Origin of the sequence: Methylosinus sp. KRF6 (genome assembly GCF_018887255.1) — a bacterium.
Lineage (GTDB): Bacteria > Pseudomonadota > Alphaproteobacteria > Rhizobiales > Beijerinckiaceae > Methylosinus > Methylosinus sporium.
Genome location: NZ_JAHLJF010000001.1, coordinates 51,592 through 70,948 on the forward strand (window position 1 = coordinate 51,592; position 19,357 = coordinate 70,948).

The 19,357-nt window shown below is 64.8% G+C and carries 19 protein-coding genes; 8 read left to right on the top strand and 11 right to left on the bottom strand.

From position 1 onward, the window contains the following. Positions 1–9: 9 nt before the first annotated feature. The 4 genes from KP010_RS00245 to KP010_RS00260 all read left to right on the top strand — a co-directional run bounded on the left by KP010_RS00245 (position 10) and on the right by KP010_RS00260 (position 2,579). Entirely contained in the window at positions 10–630 is a 621-nt protein-coding gene (locus KP010_RS00245) for a DUF2239 family protein (protein WP_142862506.1), read from the top strand. Between the two features lie 75 nt (positions 631–705). Continuing rightward, a complete protein-coding gene (locus KP010_RS00250; protein ID WP_142862505.1) occupies positions 706–930 on the top strand; it encodes a zinc ribbon domain-containing protein in 225 nt (74 codons plus the stop codon). Between the two features lie 198 nt (positions 931–1,128). Continuing rightward, positions 1,129–1,656, top strand: coding sequence for a translation initiation factor IF-3 (gene infC / locus KP010_RS00255; RefSeq protein ID WP_108915958.1), 528 nt, complete (start codon positions 1,129–1,131; stop codon positions 1,654–1,656). Between the two features lie 65 nt (positions 1,657–1,721). Then, positions 1,722–2,579, top strand: coding sequence for a hypothetical protein (locus KP010_RS00260; RefSeq protein ID WP_142862504.1), 858 nt, complete (start codon positions 1,722–1,724; stop codon positions 2,577–2,579). Between the two features lie 195 nt (positions 2,580–2,774). Here KP010_RS00260 and rpoC read toward each other — a convergent pair whose 3' ends face one another. From rpoC to rplJ, 4 genes are all read right to left on the bottom strand, one after another. Next, a complete protein-coding gene (rpoC, locus tag KP010_RS00265) occupies positions 2,775–6,965 on the bottom strand; it encodes a DNA-directed RNA polymerase subunit beta' (RefSeq protein WP_166143119.1) in 4,191 nt (1,396 codons plus the stop codon). A gap of 235 nt (positions 6,966–7,200) precedes the next feature. Beyond that, positions 7,201–11,349, bottom strand: a complete 4,149-nt coding sequence (gene rpoB / locus KP010_RS00270) for a DNA-directed RNA polymerase subunit beta (protein WP_142862502.1) — start codon at positions 11,347–11,349, stop codon at positions 7,201–7,203. 155 nt (positions 11,350–11,504) lie between these two features. Beyond that, the gene (gene rplL, locus KP010_RS00275) at positions 11,505–11,885 is read right to left on the bottom strand and encodes a 50S ribosomal protein L7/L12 (RefSeq protein WP_108915962.1); all 381 of its coding nucleotides are present in this window, start codon (positions 11,883–11,885) and stop codon (positions 11,505–11,507) included. Positions 11,886–11,936: 51 nt separating this feature from the next. Next, entirely contained in the window at positions 11,937–12,458 is a 522-nt protein-coding gene (gene rplJ / locus KP010_RS00280) for a 50S ribosomal protein L10 (protein WP_108915963.1), read from the bottom strand. A gap of 641 nt (positions 12,459–13,099) precedes the next feature. Between rplJ and KP010_RS00285 the strand changes: the two genes are divergently transcribed. Continuing rightward, on the top strand, positions 13,100–13,285 hold the full coding sequence (locus tag KP010_RS00285; RefSeq protein WP_142862501.1) for a hypothetical protein: 186 nt from the start codon (positions 13,100–13,102) through the stop codon (positions 13,283–13,285). Positions 13,286–13,530: 245 nt separating this feature from the next. Then, a complete protein-coding gene (locus KP010_RS00290) occupies positions 13,531–14,145 on the top strand; it encodes a PAS domain-containing protein (RefSeq protein WP_185966459.1) in 615 nt (204 codons plus the stop codon). 65 nt (positions 14,146–14,210) lie between these two features. Here the strand turns inward: KP010_RS00290 and rplA are convergent, their stop codons facing one another. The 7 genes from rplA to pdxA form a co-directional block, all read right to left on the bottom strand. After that, entirely contained in the window at positions 14,211–14,915 is a 705-nt protein-coding gene (rplA, locus tag KP010_RS00295; protein WP_142862499.1) for a 50S ribosomal protein L1, read from the bottom strand. 4 nt (positions 14,916–14,919) lie between these two features. Further along, on the bottom strand, positions 14,920–15,348 hold the full coding sequence (gene rplK, locus KP010_RS00300; RefSeq protein ID WP_108915968.1) for a 50S ribosomal protein L11: 429 nt from the start codon (positions 15,346–15,348) through the stop codon (positions 14,920–14,922). Between the two features lie 155 nt (positions 15,349–15,503). Then, positions 15,504–16,034: a transcription termination/antitermination protein NusG gene (nusG, locus tag KP010_RS00305; RefSeq protein WP_108915969.1), complete on the bottom strand. Its 531-nt coding sequence runs from the start codon at positions 16,032–16,034 to the stop codon at positions 15,504–15,506. Positions 16,035–16,095: 61 nt separating this feature from the next. Beyond that, complete coding sequence (gene secE, locus KP010_RS00310) at positions 16,096–16,287, bottom strand: preprotein translocase subunit SecE (RefSeq protein ID WP_108915970.1); 192 nt, start codon at positions 16,285–16,287, stop codon at positions 16,096–16,098. A 216-nt stretch (positions 16,288–16,503) separates the two neighbouring features. Next, positions 16,504–16,725, bottom strand: a complete 222-nt coding sequence (locus KP010_RS00315) for a hypothetical protein (RefSeq protein WP_142862498.1) — start codon at positions 16,723–16,725, stop codon at positions 16,504–16,506. 33 nt (positions 16,726–16,758) lie between these two features. Beyond that, entirely contained in the window at positions 16,759–17,622 is an 864-nt protein-coding gene (gene rsmA, locus KP010_RS00320) for a 16S rRNA (adenine(1518)-N(6)/adenine(1519)-N(6))-dimethyltransferase RsmA (RefSeq protein WP_142862497.1), read from the bottom strand. Further along, entirely contained in the window at positions 17,619–18,623 is a 1,005-nt protein-coding gene (pdxA, locus tag KP010_RS00325; protein ID WP_142862496.1) for a 4-hydroxythreonine-4-phosphate dehydrogenase PdxA, read from the bottom strand. Before pdxA ends, rsmA begins: the two co-directional genes overlap by 4 nt. 61 nt (positions 18,624–18,684) lie before the next feature. Between pdxA and KP010_RS22535 the strand changes: the two genes are divergently transcribed. Further along, positions 18,685–18,897: a type II toxin-antitoxin system HicA family toxin gene (locus KP010_RS22535; protein ID WP_371824173.1), complete on the top strand. Its 213-nt coding sequence runs from the start codon at positions 18,685–18,687 to the stop codon at positions 18,895–18,897. 40 nt (positions 18,898–18,937) lie between these two features. Then, positions 18,938–19,345, top strand: a complete 408-nt coding sequence (locus KP010_RS00335) for a type II toxin-antitoxin system HicB family antitoxin (RefSeq protein WP_142862494.1) — start codon at positions 18,938–18,940, stop codon at positions 19,343–19,345. Positions 19,346–19,357: the final 12 nt, after the last annotated feature.

Genomic DNA, 19,357 nt, shown 5'->3' on the forward strand with positions numbered 1-19,357 from the left:
AAATAGCGCATGGAAAATGATCTCCTCTCCCGTCTGTCGCGGCCCTGCGCCGCTTTCGCCGAGGGCCGGATGCTGGCCGCGGGCCCTTTGGTGGAGGTCGCTCTCGCGGTCGAGAGCGCCGACGCCGCCGACGGCCATATTCTCACTTTCGACGATGCGACGGGCGAGATCGTCGATCTCGATCTGCGCGGCGGAAAGGCCGCGATCATCGCGCGGCTCGCCGCTTCCCCCGCCGCCAGCGGCAAGCCGCAAAGCGGAACCGCCGAGCCGGAGACGGGCGACGAGAGCGCGCGCGGACGCGGACGGCCCAGGCTCGGCGTCGTCGCGCGCGAGGTCACGCTACTGCCGCGCCATTGGGACTGGCTCGCCACCCAGCCCGGCGGCGCTTCGGCGACGCTGCGCCGGCTCGTCGACAACGCACGGCGCGAGAGTGGAACGGACGACCGCACGCGCGCGGCGCGCGAGGCCGCCTATCGCTTCCTTTCCAACGTCGCCGGAAATCTGCCGGGCTATGAGGAGGCGCTGCGCGCGCTCTTCGCCGGGGACGCCACGCGCTTCGAGGCGCAAATGGCCGGGTGGCCGAAGGATGTTCGCGCCTATGCGCTGCGCCTCGCCGGCGGCGGCGCGTGAGCAGGAGCCACGGCTTGCAATGGCGCGGGCGCGAGCGCATGTATCGCGAAACCTGTTCCGGCGACGAGGATTGCGATGCCGCTCTACGCCTATAGCTGCAATTCCTGCGATAAAGAATTCGAGACCTTGGTGCGCTCGGACGACACTCCCGCCTGTCCGGCCTGCGGAAGCGTCGAATTGACGCGCCAGCTCTCGCTGATCGCGAAGCCGGCGAGCGGCGGCGAGGCCGAGCCCGCCTGCGCCTCCCTCGGCGGCGGCGGCTGCGGAGCCTCCTGCCCCGCCTTCGCCGATTGCGGCTGAGCGCGAATTTCAGCCTTTCGCCCAGAATTGTTCGATATCGGCGGTTGACTTCGCCGAGGAGAGTGAGATTCTTTCGGCGTCGGCCATCCACCGGGTCTCCCGGGGGAAAAGACGGCTTTTGCCGCTTTCTCTCGCGAATCGGATAGGATCGGAAGACGACCGATTCATCCTGAAGGGAGAATATCCATTCGCCGTCCAATGAAGAGCACCGCGGCCCCACAGAAGGAAGGTCCGCGCATCAACCGGGAGATTCGCGCGCGCGAGGTGCAACTGATCGACTCGGAAGGCAAGAACCACGGCGTGGTTCCTCTGCTCGACGCCCTCTCTCTGGCGGAGACGGCGGCGCTCGATCTCGTCGAGATCGCGCCCAACTCCGAGCCGCCGGTCTGCAAAATTCTCGATTACGGAAAATTTCGTTTTCTCGAACAGAAAAAGGCCGCCGAGGCCCGCAAGAAGCAGAAGATCGTCGAGGTCAAGGAGATCAAGCTCCGCCCGGGCATCGACGAGCACGACTATGACGTGAAGATGAAGGCCGTGCAGCGCTTCTTCGAAGAGGGCGACAAGGTCAAGGTCACATTGCGTTTTCGCGGTCGTGAGATCGCCCACCAGGACATCGGCTATCGCCTGATGACCCGCGTGAAGGCGGAGACGGCCACCATCGCCAAGGTCGAGCTCGAGCCCTCGATGGAAGGCCGCCAGATGATCATGGTGCTGGCGCCGCGCTGACCCGCCTCGGACGGGGCCTCGATCCGCACTTGCCGAGGCCGCGTCTTTCAGTCTTTGTTGCTTTCATGTCCAGACCGTCCATCCGCGCGATTCTATCCGGCGCGGCGCTTCTATCGGCTTTCGCCGCATCGACCGGCGCGCGCGCGCAAATGGCGCTGCCGGGCGCCGTCGCGCCTGCGCCGGCCGGCGCCGTGGCGGCGCCGGCGGAGGGCTCGAAGCCCAAGCCGCGCGCCGCGGTCGCGCCCGTCGCGCCCAAATTGCCGAGCGAGGAGACGATCGTCGGACACGTCCTCCACCAGGACGGCGACGCGCGCGGCTCGATCGAATTGCAGCGCCGTGGCGGCGGCGCGCTGGAAGTGGCGCGGCTCTCGCTCGTCGGCGATCGGCTGACGCGCTCCGGCGAGACCTGCCGCATCGAGGTTTCCGAGCCCCTGCCGCTCACGCCGCGGGAGACGACGAGCGGGCTGCGGCGCTATGAGGTGGCGTTTCCTGCCTGCCCCTTCGGTTTCGACGCGCTGGACGGGGCGATTCTGGTCAGCTCCGACGGCAAGGCCTGCGAGCTGAAACAGGCCGATTGCCGCGCCGACCCCAATGGACTCTGGGGAATGGGCGCGGATGAATTCGATCCCAAGCGCGCCGAGGAGATGCTGACGATGCGCGCCCGCATCGAGCAGACCGTGCGCAATGATTTCAAGGCGCTCTATGATCGGATCAAATCCGACAAGGCGCAGCGCAAGGAGCTGGTGCGCGAACAGGCCGGCTTTTCCGCGCGTCGCGAAGAGATCTGCCGCTCCTATGTTCAGGAGGCGGATTTCGGCTATTGCGCCCTACGCGTGACCGAGGCGCGCGCTCTCGCGCTCGGCACACAGCTGGCCATCGGCTTCAAAAAAACGGCGGAAACCGGCGGCAAGAAAAAGCGGTAGGCCTGCGAATTCTTCTCCCGCGCGCTGGAGAAGGCGGCTTGGCGAAGCCGGGTCTGATGCGGGCGCCCGCGGTTTTCGCAGATCGAACAACATCCCAGATACAGCACGAAAAAAGGCCGCCAGACACTGGCGGCCTTTTTCATTATGCGCGGCTCCCTCTCCCCGCTGTGGAGGAGAGGGAGAATCTCTATCGCCTCACTCCGCCGCGGCGGGCGGCAGGCGCGGCGGCGTCGGGCGCGTCTCGGCTTCCGCAGCGCGCTGCGTGATGATGAGATCGTCGCGGCCGGTGGCGATGCCACGGAATTTCGCCATGGCGGCGCCGGTGCCCGCCGGGATCAGCCGGCCGACGATGACATTCTCCTTGAGGCCGACCAGCGGATCGACCTTGCCATTGACCGCCGCCTCGGTGAGCACGCGCGTGGTCTCCTGGAAGGAGGCCGCCGAGAAGAAGGAGCGCGTCTGCAGCGAGGCCTTGGTGATGCCGAGCAGAACCGGCGTGCCATGGGCCGGCTTGCCGCCCTCCTCGAGCGCCTTGGCGTTGGCTTCCTCGAGCTCGGTGAGATCGACCTGCTCGCCATCGAGGAAGCCGGTGTCGCCGGCGTCGACGATATCGACCTTCTGCAACATCTGACGCACGATCACTTCGATGTGCTTGTCGTTGATGTTGACGCCCTGCAGCCGGTAGACCTCCTGGATCTCGTTGACGAGGTAGGCCGCCAGTTCCTCCACGCCCTTGATCGCCAGAATGTCGTGCGGCGCCGGATTGCCGTCGACGATATAGTCGCCCTTCTCCACGACGTCGCCGTCCTGAAGATGGATGTGCTTGCCCTTGGGGATCAGATATTCGACCGGCTCCGCGCCCTCCTCATGCGGGACGATGGAGAGGCGCTGCTTGTTCTTATAGTCGCGGCCGAATTGCACCGTGCCGGAGATTTCCGCGATGATCGCGTGATCCTTCGGACGGCGCGCCTCGAACAGCTCGGCGACGCGCGGCAGACCGCCGGTGATGTCGCGGGTCTTGGCGCTCTCGAGCGAGATACGCGCGACAATGTCGCCGGCTTTGATCTGCCCGCCCGGCTCGACCGCGATGATCGAGTCGACCGGCAGCGTGTAGCGGGCGTCGCCGCCGCGCTGCAGCTTGATGACCTTGCCGTCCGCGCCCTTGATGACGATCGCCGGCTTGAGGCTCGCCGAGCGCGTGTTGAGACGCCAATCCATGACGACGCGCTTGGTGATGCCCGTCGATTCGTCGGCCGTTTCCGACACCGACTGGCCTTCGACGAGATCCTCGAAGCCGATGGCGCCGTCCACCTCGCTGACGATGGGACGCGTATAGGGGTCCCATTCCGCGATGCGGTCGCCGCGCTTGATCTTGTCGCCTTCGTCCACCTTCAGCCGCGCGCCATATTGGATGCGGTTGACGGCGCGCTCGACGCCGTCCGGCCCGACGATCACCGCGGCCACGTTGCGCGCCATGACGATGAGATCGCCATCCGAGTTGCGCGCCACATGGCGGTTGCGGATATGCACCGTGCCTTCGAAGTTGGACTCGATGAAAGACTGGTCCGCGAGCTGCGCCGCGCCGCCGATGTGAAAGGTGCGCATGGTGAGCTGCGTGCCCGGCTCGCCGATCGACTGCGCCGCGATGACGCCGACCGCCTCGCCCATATTGACGGGCGTGCCGCGGGCGAGATCGCGCCCGTAGCATTTGGCGCAGACGCCGTTCTTCGACTCGCAGGTCAGCACCGAGCGGATCTTCACCTCCTGAATGCCGGCGGCGTTGATCGGCTCGATATGCCATTCCTGAATCATCTCGCCATTGGGGACGATGATCTTGCCCTGCTGATCGCGCAGATCCTCCGCCGCCGTGCGGCCGAGAATGCGCGAGGCGAGCGAGGCGACGACCTGTCCGGCGTCGATGATCGCTCTCATGCGAATGCCCTTCTCAGTGCCGCAATCGACCGTGGTGATGATCGAATCCTGCGCCACGTCGACGAGACGACGCGTGAGATAGCCCGAGTTCGCGGTCTTCAACGCCGTGTCCGACAGGCCCTTGCGCGAGCCGTGGGTGGAGTTGAAGTATTCGAGAACGGTGAGGCCTTCTTTGAAGTTCGAGATGATCGGCGTCTCGATGATCTCGCCCGAGGGCTTGGTCATGAGGCCGCGCATCGCCGCGAGCTGCTTCATCTGGGCGGGCGAGCCGCGCGCGCCCGAGTGCGACATCATGTAGATCGAGTTGATCGGCAGATCGCGGCCATGCTCGTCCTTGCGGACGGTGGAGATGCGGATCATCATCTCCTCGGCGAGCTTCTCCGAGCACTTCATCCAGGCGTCGACGACCTTATTGTACTTCTCGCCCTGGGTGATGAGGCCGTCGTTGTACTGCTGCTCATATTCCTTGGTGGCGCTGCGCGTCTCTTCGATGATGCGCTCCTTCGTCTCCGGCACGACCATGTCGTCCTTGCCGAAGGAGATGCCCGCCTTGAACGCCTCGCGGAAGCCGAGCGCCATGATGCGATCGCAGAAGATGACCGTCTCCTTCTGACCGCAATTGCGGTAGACGGTGTCGATCATGTTGGAGATTTCCTTCTTCGTCATCAGTCTGTTGGCTGCGTCGAAGGGAATCTTGGGATTGCGCGGCAAGAGCTGGCCGAGGATCAGGCGGCCGGGCGTGGTGTCGAAGATTTTCGACACGCGCTGGCCCTTCTCGTCATAGGTCCAGGCTCGGCCTTTGATCTTGGTCTGCAGCGTGATCGACTTGGCGGCGAGCGCATGTTCGATCTCGCCCTGATCGGCGAACATCATGCCCTGGCCCGGCTCGCCGTCGCGCTCCAGCGACAGATAATAGAGGCCGAGAACAATGTCCTGCGACGGCACGATGATCGGCTGACCATTGGCCGGATGCAGTATGTTGTTCGTCGACATCATCAGCACGCGCGCCTCGAGCTGCGCTTCCAGCGACAGCGGGACATGCACGGCCATCTGGTCGCCGTCGAAGTCGGCGTTGAAGGCCGCGCAGACGAGCGGATGCAGCTGGATCGCCTTGCCCTCGATCAGCACCGGCTCGAAGGCCTGAATGCCGAGGCGGTGCAGCGTCGGCGCGCGGTTGAGCAGCACCGGATGCTCGCGGATCACCTCGTCGAGGATATCCCAAACCTCCGGCTTCTCTTTCTCGACCAGCTTCTTGGCCTGTTTCACCGTGGCCGAGTGGCCCTTGGCGTCGAGGCGCGAATAGATGAAGGGCTTGAACAGCTCGAGCGCCATCTTCTTGGGCAGGCCGCATTGATGGAGCTTGAGCTCCGGGCCCACGACAATGACCGAGCGGCCGGAATAATCGACGCGCTTGCCGAGCAGATTCTGGCGGAAGCGCCCCTGCTTGCCTTTCAGCATGTCGGCGAGCGACTTCAAAGGCCTCTTATTGGCGCCTGTGATCACGCGGCCGCGACGGCCATTGTCGAACAGAGCGTCGACGGCCTCCTGCAACATGCGCTTCTCGTTGCGGATGATGATGTCCGGCGCGCGCAGCTCGATCAGCCGCTTCAGACGATTGTTGCGGTTGATGACGCGGCGATAGAGATCATTGAGATCGGAGGTCGCGAAACGGCCGCCGTCGAGCGGAACCAGCGGGCGCAGGTCCGGCGGAATGACGGGGATCTCTTTCAGGATCATCCACTCCGGCTTATTGCCGGACTGGATGAAGGCCTCGATGATCTTCAACCGCTTGGCGAGCTTCTTGGGCTTGAGCTCGGTCGTCGCCTCGGCGATCTCCGTGCGCAGGCGCGCGGCGATGCCCTCGAGGTCCATCGACTCGAGAATCTTGCGGATCGCCTCGGCGCCGATCATGGCGGTGAAGTGATCCTGCCCATATTCGTCCTGGGCGCGCAGATATTCGTCCTCGGTGAGGAGCTGGCGCTCCTTCAGGGGCGTCAGGCCCGCATCGATGACGATATAGCTCTCGAAGTAGAGGATGCGCTCCAAATCCTTCAGCGTCATGTCGAGCAGAAGGCCGATGCGCGAGGGCAGCGACTTCAAGAACCAGATATGCGCGACCGGGGCGGCCAGCGAAATATGGCCCATGCGGTCGCGGCGAACGCGCGCGAGCGTGACCTCGACGCCGCATTTCTCGCAGATGACGCCCTTGTATTTCATGCGCTTGTACTTGCCGCACAAGCACTCGTAATCCTTGATCGGGCCGAAGATGCGGGCGCAGAACAGGCCGTCGCGCTCCGGCTTGAAGGTGCGGTAGTTGATCGTCTCCGGCTTTTTGATCTCGCCGAACGACCAGGAGAGGATTTTCTCCGGGCTCGCGATCGAAATCTGAATCTGATCGAACGCCTGCGGCTGAACGACCGGATTGAAGAGATTCATGACCTCTTGCTGATTCATGGTCTTCTCCTAGAGACGCAGAACGGATGAAGCGCGCTCGCCTCGCGATGTCTCTCCGCTACGTCCATAAATCTCATGTGCGCATCCCCTCTCCCACTTGTGGGAGAGGGTGGCCCGACGTCAGTCGGGTCGGGTGAGGGCTCCAAGGGCTCGCGCGATCCGCGGCGGCCCTCATCCGACCCCGCTCCGCGGGGCCACCTTCTCCCGCAGAGCGGGAGAAGGAAGAGCGGCGGCTCTATTCGGCCGCCTCGGCCGTGGTCTCGGCGGGCGGCGTCTCCTCGCCCTCCTCGGGCTCGGCGGAGGTGAGCTCGACGTTGAGCGCCAGCGAGCGCATTTCCTTGATGAGCACGTTGAAGCTCTCGGGAATGCCCGACTCGAAAGTGTCGTCGCCGCGCACGATCGACTCATAGACCTTGGTGCGGCCGGCGACGTCGTCGGATTTCACCGTCAGCATCTCCTGCAGCGTATAGGCCGCGCCATAGGCCTCGAGCGCCCACACCTCCATCTCGCCGAAACGCTGTCCGCCGAATTGGGCCTTGCCGCCCAGCGGCTGCTGCGTGACCAGCGAATAGGGGCCGATCGAGCGCGCATGGATCTTGTCGTCGACGAGATGATGCAGCTTCAGCATATAGATGTAGCCGACCGTCACCTTGCGATCGAAGGGCTCGCCCGTGCGGCCGTCGAACAGCGTGACCTGACCGGAGGAGGAGAGCCCTGCCCGCGTCAGCATTTCGACAATGTCCTTCTCGCGCGCGCCGTCGAACACCGGCGTCGCGATCGGCACGCCGCGGCGCAGATTCTTGGCGACTTCCACCAGGGTCGGCTCGTCGAGGCTCTGCAGCGACTCGTTGGGACCATAGATGTCGACGAGCTTGTCCTCGAGCGGCTTGCGGTCCTTGCTGCGCATATAGGCGTCGACGGCGGCGCCAACCTGCTTGCCGAGGCCGGCGCAGGCCCAGCCGAGATGCGTCTCGAGAATCTGCCCGACATTCATGCGGCTCGGCACGCCGAGCGGGTTCAGCACGATGTCGACAGGCTGGCCGTCCTCGAGGAAGGGCATGTCCTCCTGCGGCACGATGCGCGAGACCACGCCCTTGTTGCCGTGGCGGCCGGCCATTTTGTCGCCGGGCTGGATCTTGCGCTTCACCGCGACGAAGACCTTGACCATCTTCATCACGCCGGGCGGCAGCTCGTCGCCGCGCTGCAGCTTCTCGACCTTGTCGAGGAAGCGGTTCTCGAGACCCTTCTTCGACTCGTCGTATTGCTTGCGCACGGCCTCGATGCCGCTCATCAGATTGTCGTCGTCGACGACGATCGTCCACCATTGCGAGCGGGGAAATTCGTCGAGGAGCGCCAAGGTCAGCGGCTGGTCCTTCTTGAGCGTCTTCGGACCGGCGACCGCCATTTTGCCGACCAGCATCTCGAAAAGACGCGCGTAGGTATTGCGGTCGAGAATGGCGAGCTCGTCGTCGCGGTCCTTGGCGAGACGCTCGATCTCCTCGCGCTCGATCGCCTGGGCGCGCTCGTCCTTCTCGACGCCGTGGCGGTTGAACACGCGCACTTCGACGATCGTGCCCTGCACGCCCGGCGGCACGCGCAGAGACGTGTCGCGAACGTCCGAGGCCTTTTCGCCGAAGATGGCGCGCAGGAGCTTTTCCTCCGGCGTCATCGGGCTTTCACCCTTGGGCGTGATCTTGCCGACGAGAATATCGCCCGCCTGCACTTCCGCGCCGATATAGACGATGCCCGCCTCGTCGAGATTCTTCAGCGTCTCTTCCGAGACGTTGGGAATGTCGCGGGTGATCTCCTCCGGGCCGAGCTTGGTGTCGCGCGCCATCACCTCGAATTCGTCGATGTGAATCGAGGTGAAGACGTCGTCCTTGACGATGCGCTCGTTGAGAAGGATCGAGTCCTCGAAATTGTAGCCGTTCCACGGCATGAAGGCGACGAGCACATTGCGGCCGAGCGCCAGATCGCCGAGATCGGTCGAAGGACCGTCGGCGATGATGTCGCCCTTCTTCACATAGTCGCCGACCTTCACGAGCGGCTTCTGATTGATGCAGGTCGACTGGTTCGAGCGCTGGAACTTCATCAGACGATAAATGTCGACGCCCGGCTTGGTCGGGTCCTGCTCTTCTGTCGCGCGAATGACGACGCGCGTCGCATCGATCTGATCGACGACGCCGGCGCGGCGCGCGGCGATGGCGGCGCCCGAGTCGGCGGCGACGATCGGCTCCATGCCGGTGCCGACGAGCGGCGCGTCCGCCTTGACCAGCGGCACGGCCTGGCGCTGCATGTTGGAGCCCATCAGCGCGCGGTTGGCGTCGTCATTCTCCAAGAAGGGAATGAGCGCCGCGGCGACCGAGACGAGCTGCTTGGGCGACACGTCCATGGCGTCGACGCGCTCGCGCGGGACGAGCACGACATCGCCGGCGTGGCGGCAGAGCACCAGATCCTCGGTGAGATTGCCTTCCGCATCGACCGGGGCGTTGGCCTGGGCGACGTGATATTTCTGCTCCTCCATGGCGGAGAGATAGGCGACCTCATCCGTCACCTTGCCGTCGCGCACGCGGCGATACGGGCCTTCGATGAAGCCGTATTTGTTCACGCGCGCAAAGGTGGCGAGCGAATTGATGAGGCCGATGTTCGGACCTTCCGGCGTCTCGATCGGACAGATACGGCCGTAATGCGTCGGATGCACGTCGCGCACCTCGAAGCCGGCGCGCTCGCGCGTCAGACCGCCCGGGCCCAGCGCCGAGAGACGGCGCTTATGGGTGATCTCCGACAGCGGATTGGTCTGGTCCATGAATTGCGAGAGCTGCGACGAGCCGAAGAACTCGCGCACCGCCGCCGCCGCCGGCTTGGCGTTGATGAGGTCCTGCGGCATCACCGTGTCGATGTCGACCGAGGACATGCGCTCCTTGATCGCGCGCTCCATGCGCAGGAGGCCGAGACGATACTGATTCTCCATCAGCTCGCCGACGCTGCGGACGCGGCGATTGCCGAGATGGTCGATATCGTCGATCTCGCCGCGGCCGTCGCGCAGATCGACGAGCGCGCGCACCACGGCGACGATGTCGTCCTTGCGCAGCACGCGCATCGTGTCCGGCGCGTCGAGGTCGAGACGCATGTTCATTTTCACGCGGCCGACAGCCGAGAGGTCATAGCGCTCGGGATCGAAGAACAGCGAATAGAACATCGCCTCCGCCGTATCCATCGTCGGCGGCTCGCCCGGACGCATGACGCGGTAGATGTCGAACAGCGCTTCCTCGCGCGACGAGTTCTTGTCGACCGCCAGCGTGTTGCGAATATAGGGACCGATGTTGATGTGATCGATGTCGAGCACCGGCAGCTCGTCGAAGCCCTTCTCGACCAGCAGCGGCAACGACTTCACCGTGATCTCGTCGCCGGCCTCGGCGAAAATCTCGCCCGTCGACGGATCGTAGAGATCCTGCGCGAGGAATTGCCCATAGAGGTCCTCGGGCTGGATTTTGATCGCCTTCACGCCCTTTTCGGCGAGCTGGCGGGCGGCGCGCGCGGTCAGCTTCTTGCCCGCCTCGACGATCACTTCGCCCGTATCGGCGTCGACGATGTCGTTGACGGCCTTCACGCCCTTCAGCCGCTCGGGATCGAAGGGCTGGCGCCAGCTGTCGCCGTCGGCCCCGAAGGTGATGGTCTTGTAGAAGGTGGAGAGAATCTCTTCGCCGTCCATGCCGAGCGCGAACAGCAGCGACGTCACCGGAATCTTACGGCGACGGTCGATGCGCGCATAGACGATGTCCTTGGCGTCGAACTCTATGTCGAGCCAGGAGCCGCGATAGGGAATGATGCGGGCCGCGAACAGCAGCTTGCCGGAAGAGTGGCTCTTGCCCTTGTCGTGATCGAAGAAGACGCCCGGCGAGCGGTGCATCTGCGAGACGATGACGCGCTCCGTGCCATTGACGATGAAGGTGCCGTTCGCCGTCATGAAGGGCATGTCGCCCATATAGACGTCCTGCTCCTTGATGTCCTTGACCGACTTCGCCTGCGTGTCGGGATCGACATCGAACACGATGAGGCGCAGCGTCACCTTCAGCGGCGCAGCGAAGGTCATTCCGCGCTGGCGGCACTCGTCGACGTCGTATTTCGGCGGCTCGAATTCGTAGCGGACGAATTCCAGCAGAGCGACCTGAGAGAAATCGGAAATCGGGAAGACGGATTTGAAAACCGACTGCAGACCCTCGTCGGGGCGCCCTCCGGCGGGCTCGTCGACGAGAAGGAACTGATCGTAGGAGGCCTTTTGAACTTCGATCAGATTGGGCATTTCCGCGGCTTCGCGGATATGGCCGAAAAATTTGCGGACACGCTTGCGACCGGAGAAAGTTTGCGCCGAAGTCTGAGCCATGTCGCCTCTCGATCCTCTTATTGAAAGCGAATAGCGAGTTGCGAATAGCGAATAGAGGGCCTGTCTATTCGCTATTCGCTATTCGCCATTCGCTCCTGGTCATCAGTGCGGAAAACCCTCTCCCGCCGTGAAGCGGGAGAGGGGCGATTCTCGTCTTACTTGAGCTCGACCTTGGCGCCGACCTTCTCGAGAGCGGCCTTGATCTTCTCGGCCTCTTCCTTGGAAGCGCCTTCCTTGACCGGCTTGGGCGCGCCCTCGACCAGATCCTTGGCCTCCTTGAGGCCGAGACCGGTGATCGCGCGGACCTCCTTGATGACCTCGATCTTCTTGTCGCCGGCGGCGGCCAGAATCACGTTGAACTCGGTCTTTTCCTCGACCGGAGCGGCGGCGGCGGCGCCGGCGCCCGGAGCGGCGGCCACCGCGACGGCGGCGGCGGCCGAGACGCCCCACTTCTCCTCGAGGAGCTTCGCCAGCTCGGCGGCCTCGAGCACGGTCAGGCTCGACAGGTCTTCGACGATCTTTTCGAGATTAGCCATGATGTTTCAGTCCTTCGAATTCGGTTCGGTTGGTTGGATACGAGCCGCCTATCAGGCCGCGTTCGCGTCTTTGTCGGCATAGGCCTGGACCACGCGCGCCAGCTTTCCGGCCGGAGCGGTCGTGAGCTGCGCCAGCTTGGTCGCGGGCGCCTGGATGAGGCCCACGAGCTTCGCGCGCAGTTCGTCGAGCGACGGCAGAGTCGCGAGCGACTTCACACCGTCGGGGTCGAGGGCTTGGGCGCCGAGCGCGCCGCCGAGGATGACGAATTTGTCGTGATCCTTGGCGAAGGCTGCGGCCACCTTGGGCGCCGCCACCGGATCGTCCGAATAGGCGATCAGGGTCGGCCCCTTCAGAAGGGAGCCGATAGAGGCGACGCTCGTGCCGTCGAGAGCGATTTTGGCGAGGCGGTTCTTGGCGACCTGAACGGAAGCGCCAGATTCACGAGCCTGCTTGCGCAGTTTCTGCATCTGGGCGACGGTCAGGCCGGAGTAATGCGCCACGACGACGACCGGGGTCTTCGCAAAGACCTCGTTCAGCGCCGCGACGGCTTGCTTTTTCTCCGCTCTGTCCACGGTTGCTCTCTCCTCGAGCGGGGCGAACCCCGCCGCTGCGATGAGCCGTCGCATCGCCGCGGCAGCGGCGGAACGACGGCGCCGTAGATCCTGTCCCCTCGACGTCGGCCGAAACGGCCTCGCCTCGGATCAGAGGGGCGCCAACCAAATTCGAAAGACCGCGCGCGAGCTTTGAAAAGCGCCGCGCCGGCCCTACAATTCCGGTCTTCCCCGTCTATGCAGGCCGCTCGTCGGGGGGCGGAGGGATCCGCCGGTCCGCGAGCTGATTGAGCCGTCCCTCGGTGTGATCCTCGGTCGGGCGCCGGCAGTCTCGGACAGGACATGGCCGGACGGGACGCGAGGAATCTCCCCCGGGTCCGCCGGCCTATCCACCGTCTCGCCCTTTCCCACATCGAGGGAACGGGTTCGACGGAAGCTGATATCTGAAAAGGGGGTCGCGAACGCTGGCCGACCCCGGAAAGGCCTTATTAAAGTGGGCTAATGCGTTTGCCAAGCAAAAATTTGGCCCCCGTCCATGCTCCAGACCTTCGCCACGCCTCGGCTCCAGCCCTGAAAAAGCCGCGGCTCGCCCAGATGATAGCTCGAGCTTCGACATAGGCGATTTTCACGAAACCGAAAGCGATGACGAGAGCGATGATCGAATGACCCAGAGCCCGGCAAAATCCCTGAGACAGGAGTTCGAGGCGGGCGCCACGCCCATCGAGCCCCCTTCGGTCGATCTCACGCCGTTCGGCGCCAGCTTCATCGAACATTTTTTATCCCGAAAAATTCAGACGGTCGCTCTGGAGCGAGATCATAACGGAAAAAACACGGTCTGTTTACCTTAAAACGTCCCGGCTGATGATTTGATGAAAGCAAGCGTCCGATCATTCGAATTGTCGAAGCTCGTCGACCGGGATGTTCATCCGGGGATCGGCGTGTCGAACGTCTCTATTCGCTATCTCTAGATTCTCAGAAAATTGACCGTCGTGCGGACGGTTCGTCGCGGACAGCCATGCGCCGCGATTCGAAAACACAGCCTCGGCGGCGACTTGAACGGGCCGGGAGCGTCGCTGGAGGGCGGAATGCGGGCATGAGACATCCAGCCAATCGAATATTGTACGATTATTGGCGGGGCTTCAAAGGGGAGCGCGCGGCCCCCGATTGCCACGAAATGGATCTGGCGAACACGTTTCAGACTCTTTCCGACGCATTCGTCATCGAAACGGAGTTGAGCTATTTCGTTCCGGCCAAGCTCTGCGGAGCGCGCGTCGGCGCCTTTTGGCCCCCAGAGCGGCCGAGCCGATCATTCCTCGGAATTTGGAGCGAGGCGGGACGCGACGATGTGAGGACGATCCTTCGCATCGTCACGGACGATGCGACGCCGGTCATCGCCGGGGCGCGGGGCTATCTGGTGGGAGGGATCGAAATCGCGGATTTCGAGCTCCTGCTCCTGCCGGTCCGGTTTTTCGGGAAAACGCACGCCCGCGTGCTGGGCTCTCTGGCGCCCGGAGAGCGGCCACTATGGCTCGGGCGGACTCCGGTCGAGGCGCTGCACATCGTATCGCTGCGCGTGCTCGGAGAGGAAACGGCTCTGATGCTGCCGATTACGCCCGGGACGCCGATGCGGGATCTGCCGAGGCGGCCGCATCTCACGATCTATGAGGGAGGCGCGACCCCGAAAGGTTCGACACGAGAAGACGATTGATTCCTCGCGTCGATGATCTTGCGCGAACAGTCGGAGAGCGGCGGCCCAGCGGCCGCCGCCTCGTATCAGCCCTGGGTCGCGCCGAGCGTCGCCACATCCACCTTGACGCCGGGCCCCTGGGTGGAGCTCAGCGCCACACGCTGGATATAGGTGCCCTTGGAGCCGGTCGGCTTGGCCTTGGCCACCGCATCCACGAAGGCGCGGATGTTCTCGGCGAGCGCGCCCTCCTCGAAGGAGGTCTTGCCCACCGTGCCCTGCACGATGCCGGCCTTCTCGACGCGGAACTCGACCGCGCCGCCCTTGGAGGCCTTCACCGCGCCGGCGACATCCATCGTCACCGTGCCGACCTTGGGGTTCGGCATCAGGCCGCGCGGACCGAGCACCTTGCCGAGACGGCCGACGAGCGGCATCAGCTCCGGCGTGGCGATGCAGCGATCGAACTCGATCGTGCCACCCTGGACGATGGTGACGAGATCCTCGGCGCCGACGATGTCCGCGCCAGCGGCCTTGGCCTCGTCGGCCTTGGCGCCGCGGGCGAAGACGGCGACGCGCAGCGTGCGGCCGGTGCCGTTCGGCAGATTGACGACGCCGCGCACCATTTGGTCGGCGTGCTTGGGGTCGACGCCGAGATTCATGGCGATCTCGACCGATTCGTCGAATTTGGCGGTGGCGTTGGCGCGAACCAGCTTGATCGCTTCCTCGACCGGGTAGAGCTTGGTGCGCTCGACGGCCTGACGCGCCTTGGCGATGCGTTTTCCGATATGGGCCATGATCTCACCCCACCACTTCGAGGCCGATGGAACGGGCGGAGCCCTCGATCATCGACGCGGCCGAATCGACCGACGTCGTGTTGAGGTCCTGCATCTTCTTCTCGGCGATCTCGCGGATCTGCGCGCGCGTGACCTTGCCGACGAAGCCGCGGCCCGTCGTCTTGGAGCCGGACTGAATGCCGGCGGCCTTTTTGAGGAAGTAGGAGACCGGGGGCTGCTTCAGCTCGAAAGTGAAGGAGCGGTCCTGAAAGGCGGTGATGATGACGGGGATGGGCGTCCCCTTCTCCATCTGGCCCGTCTTGGCGTTGAACGCCTTGCAGAATTCCATGATGTTGAGGCCGCGCTGACCGAGCGCGGGACCGATCGGCGGCGACGGATTGGCCGCGCCCGCCGGCACTTGCAGCTTGATGTAGCCGGCGATTTTCTTCGCCATGTCTCATCTCCAACGAAAGGCGGTCCCGCGACGCTTCCGCGTCCCGGGCCGCCGGTTGCAGTTCGTGGTCCGACGCGTGATCCCCCTGGCGACAGGGGCGCGCCCGCCACGGCTTTTCCTTCTCCCGTAGGCGGGAGAGGGAATTCACAGAAACCTCAAACCTTCTCCACCTGCGCGAATTCCAGCTCCACCGGCGTCGGCCGGCCGAAGATGGACACCGCCACCTTGAGCCGCGAGCGGGCGTCGTCGACCTCTTCCACCACGCCGTTGAAGGAGGCGAAGGGGCCGTCGGCGACGCGGACCGTCTCGCCGATCTCGAAGGAGATGGTGGGCTTGGGACGCTCGACGCCCTCGGCCACCTGCCCCTTGATGCGCATCGCCTCCGCCTCGCTGATCGGCATCGGCTTATTGTCGGCGCCGAGGAAGCCGGTCACTTTCGGCGTGTTCTTGATGAGAGAGAAGACCTGATCGGAGAGATCGCATTTCACCAGCACATAGCCGGGGAAGAATTTGCGCTCCGAGCTGACCTTGCGGCCGCGGCGCACCTCGACCACCTGCTCGGTCGGCACGAGAATCTCCTCGAACTGATCGGTGAGATTGCGCTGCGCGGCGCCCTCGCGAATGGAGTCGGCGACCTTCTTCTCGAAGTTCGAATAGGCGTGGACGATATACCAGCGCATGCTCACGGCGCGACAAGCTCCAAAATTTTCGCTCTCGACGATCGGCGCGCCGGCGAATTCCTCGGCCTTACTGGCCGAGCCGCAGCAACATGCCCACGGCGAGTCGCAGCCCCTGATCCACGACGACGAAGAAAATGCTCGCGGCCAGCACCATGAGGACCACGAGGCCGGAGGTGATCAAGGTCTCGCGGCGGGTCGGCCACACGACCTTGCTCGCTTCCGAGCGCACTTCTTGCAGGAACTGAAACGGATTGGCCATTCTTCACCGAGCCGAGATGTTTCACCGAGCCGAGGATCGCAGCCCCGAAACTCGTCGAGACGCGCCACAAAACAGTCGCGGCGCGGGGCCACAGGCCGCGCGCCACGTATGAGGTGCTTATAATCGAGTCCGACGACGCCGCCAAGCGGAAATTCGAGAGCGAGATTAAGCCTCGAGACTCGGGCCGACGTCAGGGCTTTTGCGGAGCGCGTCGCTTCACCCGGCCGCCGCCCCGCCATTATGCTTGGCGAACCAGGCGCGCGCCTCGTCGCGCGTGCGCTCCAGCTCGCGCAGAGCGCCGTCCAGCTTCGCCTCGTAATCGGCAAAGCTCTCGCTCGGATCGAAGACATCCGCCGCCAGCGAATAAGGGGTTGCGATCTTGAGCTCGGCACGCAGGCCTTCCTCGGTCTCCACCGCCGCAAAATAGAATTTCGCCATTGCTGCCGCTCCTCGAAGATAGGCGCCGCACAGTCAAGATAGGACAGCCAGAGCCTGCGCCAATGCGACGAATCCGCCGATGTCGATCTCCTCGGCGCGGCGCGTCTCCTCTATGCCCGCGCGGGCCAATAGAGCGGGGACATCCAGGCCCGGCTTCGGTAGGGATTTCAGGCTCTGGCGCAGCATTTTGCGCCTCTGGCCGAAGGCGGCGCGCGTCACCTGCGACAAAAGCTTCGGGTCGCAAGGCAGCGGTGAGGCGTTGGGAATGAGCTCCACCACGGAGGACGTCACCTTGGGCGGCGGCGTAAAGGCCGAGGGCGAGAGGTCGAACAAAATGCGCGAGCGCGTCCGCCATCCGCAGAGCACGGCGAGACGGCCATAATCGGCGCGCTGCGCAGGCGTCGCGACGATGCGCTCGGCGACCTCGCGCTGGAACATCAGCACATAGCGGTCGAAGACCGAGGGCCAAGGCTCCGCCTCGATCCAGCGCGCCAGCAGCTCGGTGGCGATATTATAGGGAAGATTGGCGCAAATTCGCGCCGGCCCGCTGAGCCCATGTAGCCGCGCCAGCTCCTCCGGATCGAGCGCCAGCGCATCGCCCTCGACGATGACGAGCCGACCCGGATAGCGCGCCTCGATCTCGCGCAGCGCCGGAATGCAGCGCGAATCGCGCTCCACGGCGATGACGCGCCCCGCCCCCTCGGCGAGCAGCGCACGGGTGAGGCCGCCCGGCCCTGGCCCGATCTCGATGACCGTGGCGCCTTCGAGCGGCCCGGCGGCGCGGGCGATGCGGGCGGTGAGGTTGAGGTCGAAAAGAAAATTCTGGCCGAGCGCCTTGCTGGCCATGAGTCCATGGCGCGCGACCACCTCGCGCAATGGCGGCAGATCGTCGATCATCGCGCCGTCATGCGGTCGGCGAGGCGGATCGCCTCTATGACGCTCGTCGCCTCGGCGACGCCTTTGCCGGCGATGTCGAAAGCCGTGCCATGGTCCGGCGATGTGCGCACAAAGGGCAGGCCGAGCGTGACATTGACGCCGCGATCGAAGGCCAACGTCTTTATGGGGATCAGCGCCTGATCATGCGTCGGACAGATGGCGACGTCATAACGCGCGCGGGCGGCGGCGTGGAACATCGTATCGGCCGGATGCGGGCCGGTGGCGTCGATCCCGCGCGCGCGCAGCTCGGCCACGGTGGGGGCGATCACCTCGATCTCCTCGCGGCCCATGGCGCCGCTCTCGCCGGCGTGGGGATTGAGGCCGGCGAAGGCGAGGCGGGGCGAAGCGAGGCCGAAGCGCGCGGAGAGATCGGCGGCGACGATCACGCCCGTCTCCAGCAGCAACTCGCGGGTCAGCAGGCGCGGAACCTCGGCGAGCGCGACGTGGATCGTCGCCGGAACGACGGCGAGCTCTTCCGAATAGAGCATCATCACCGGGCGGAAGGGGCGGCCGAAGCGCCGCTCCGCCAGCGCCGCGAGAAACTCCGTATGGCCCGGATGCGCGAAGCCGGCGGCGTAGAGCACATTTTTGGCGATCGGATTGGTGACGAGCGCACGCGCTTTTCCCTCCGCGACCAGCTCGACCGCGCGCTCGATGGAGAGGATCGTCGCCGCGGCGTCGGCGGGCTCGGGCGCGCCGGGAGCGCCCTGAACCGAAAGACCGAGCGGGACGACCGGCAGAGCGACGTCGAACACCGCCGCCGCTCCCTCCGGCTCGACCTCGCGCAGCGCGATCTCGAGCCCGAGCGCCGCCGCCGTCCGCGCCAGCTGCGCCGGATCGGCGAGCGCGAAGAAGGGCGGCAGAGCCCGCGCCTTGCGCGCGGCATAGGCCTTCAGCGTCAGCTCCGGGCCGATGCCGGAAGGGTCGCCCTGGGTGAGGGCGAGAGGAAGCGGAGCGGTCAATTCGACGCCTCGACGAATTCGTGGCCCTTGTGTATATTTACACAAAGAGGGCGAGGGTTATGTGGTGGGCCGCGCCGGACGCAGCAACAAGCGAAATGACATAGAGGCGCGCTTGCACGCCGACGGCTGGCGCATCTCTCGTAAGGGTCCCGGCGATCATGTTCAATACACGCATCCAGACCGGCCGGGCCGAGTGACCATAGACGCCGGCGCGAAGGAGTTCCCGACCGGAACATTGCGGTCGATCTACAAGCAGGCGGGCTGGCCCTGGTGAAGGCGGCACAATTCAAGAGGTCTGGCGAGGGAGACGAAGAATGAGTCATGCGATCGCGCTCATTCACGAGGATAGCGGCAAATTCGGCATATGCTTTCCTGATTTTCCGGGCTGCGTCAGCGTCGGCGACTCCATTGACGAAGCGATTTTCAAAGGCGGGCAGGCGCTCGCGCTTCACGTCGAGGGAATGACGGCCGACGGCGAGCCGCTGCCTCACTTGCGCAATGTCGCGCAATTGCGCGCCGATCCAGAAGTGGAGGAGTGGTTCGACCACGCGACTATCGCCGCTGTGGAGATCGAGCTTCCGAGCCGCGCCGTGCGCGTGAACATCTCGATCGACGAGAACCTGCTCGAACGGGTCGATCGCGCGGCCCGCGCGGCCGGCCAGACGCGATCGTCATTTCTCGCCGAGGCCGCCAAGCGCCGGCTCACCGAGCAATCCACCTGAAGACACGTAGCC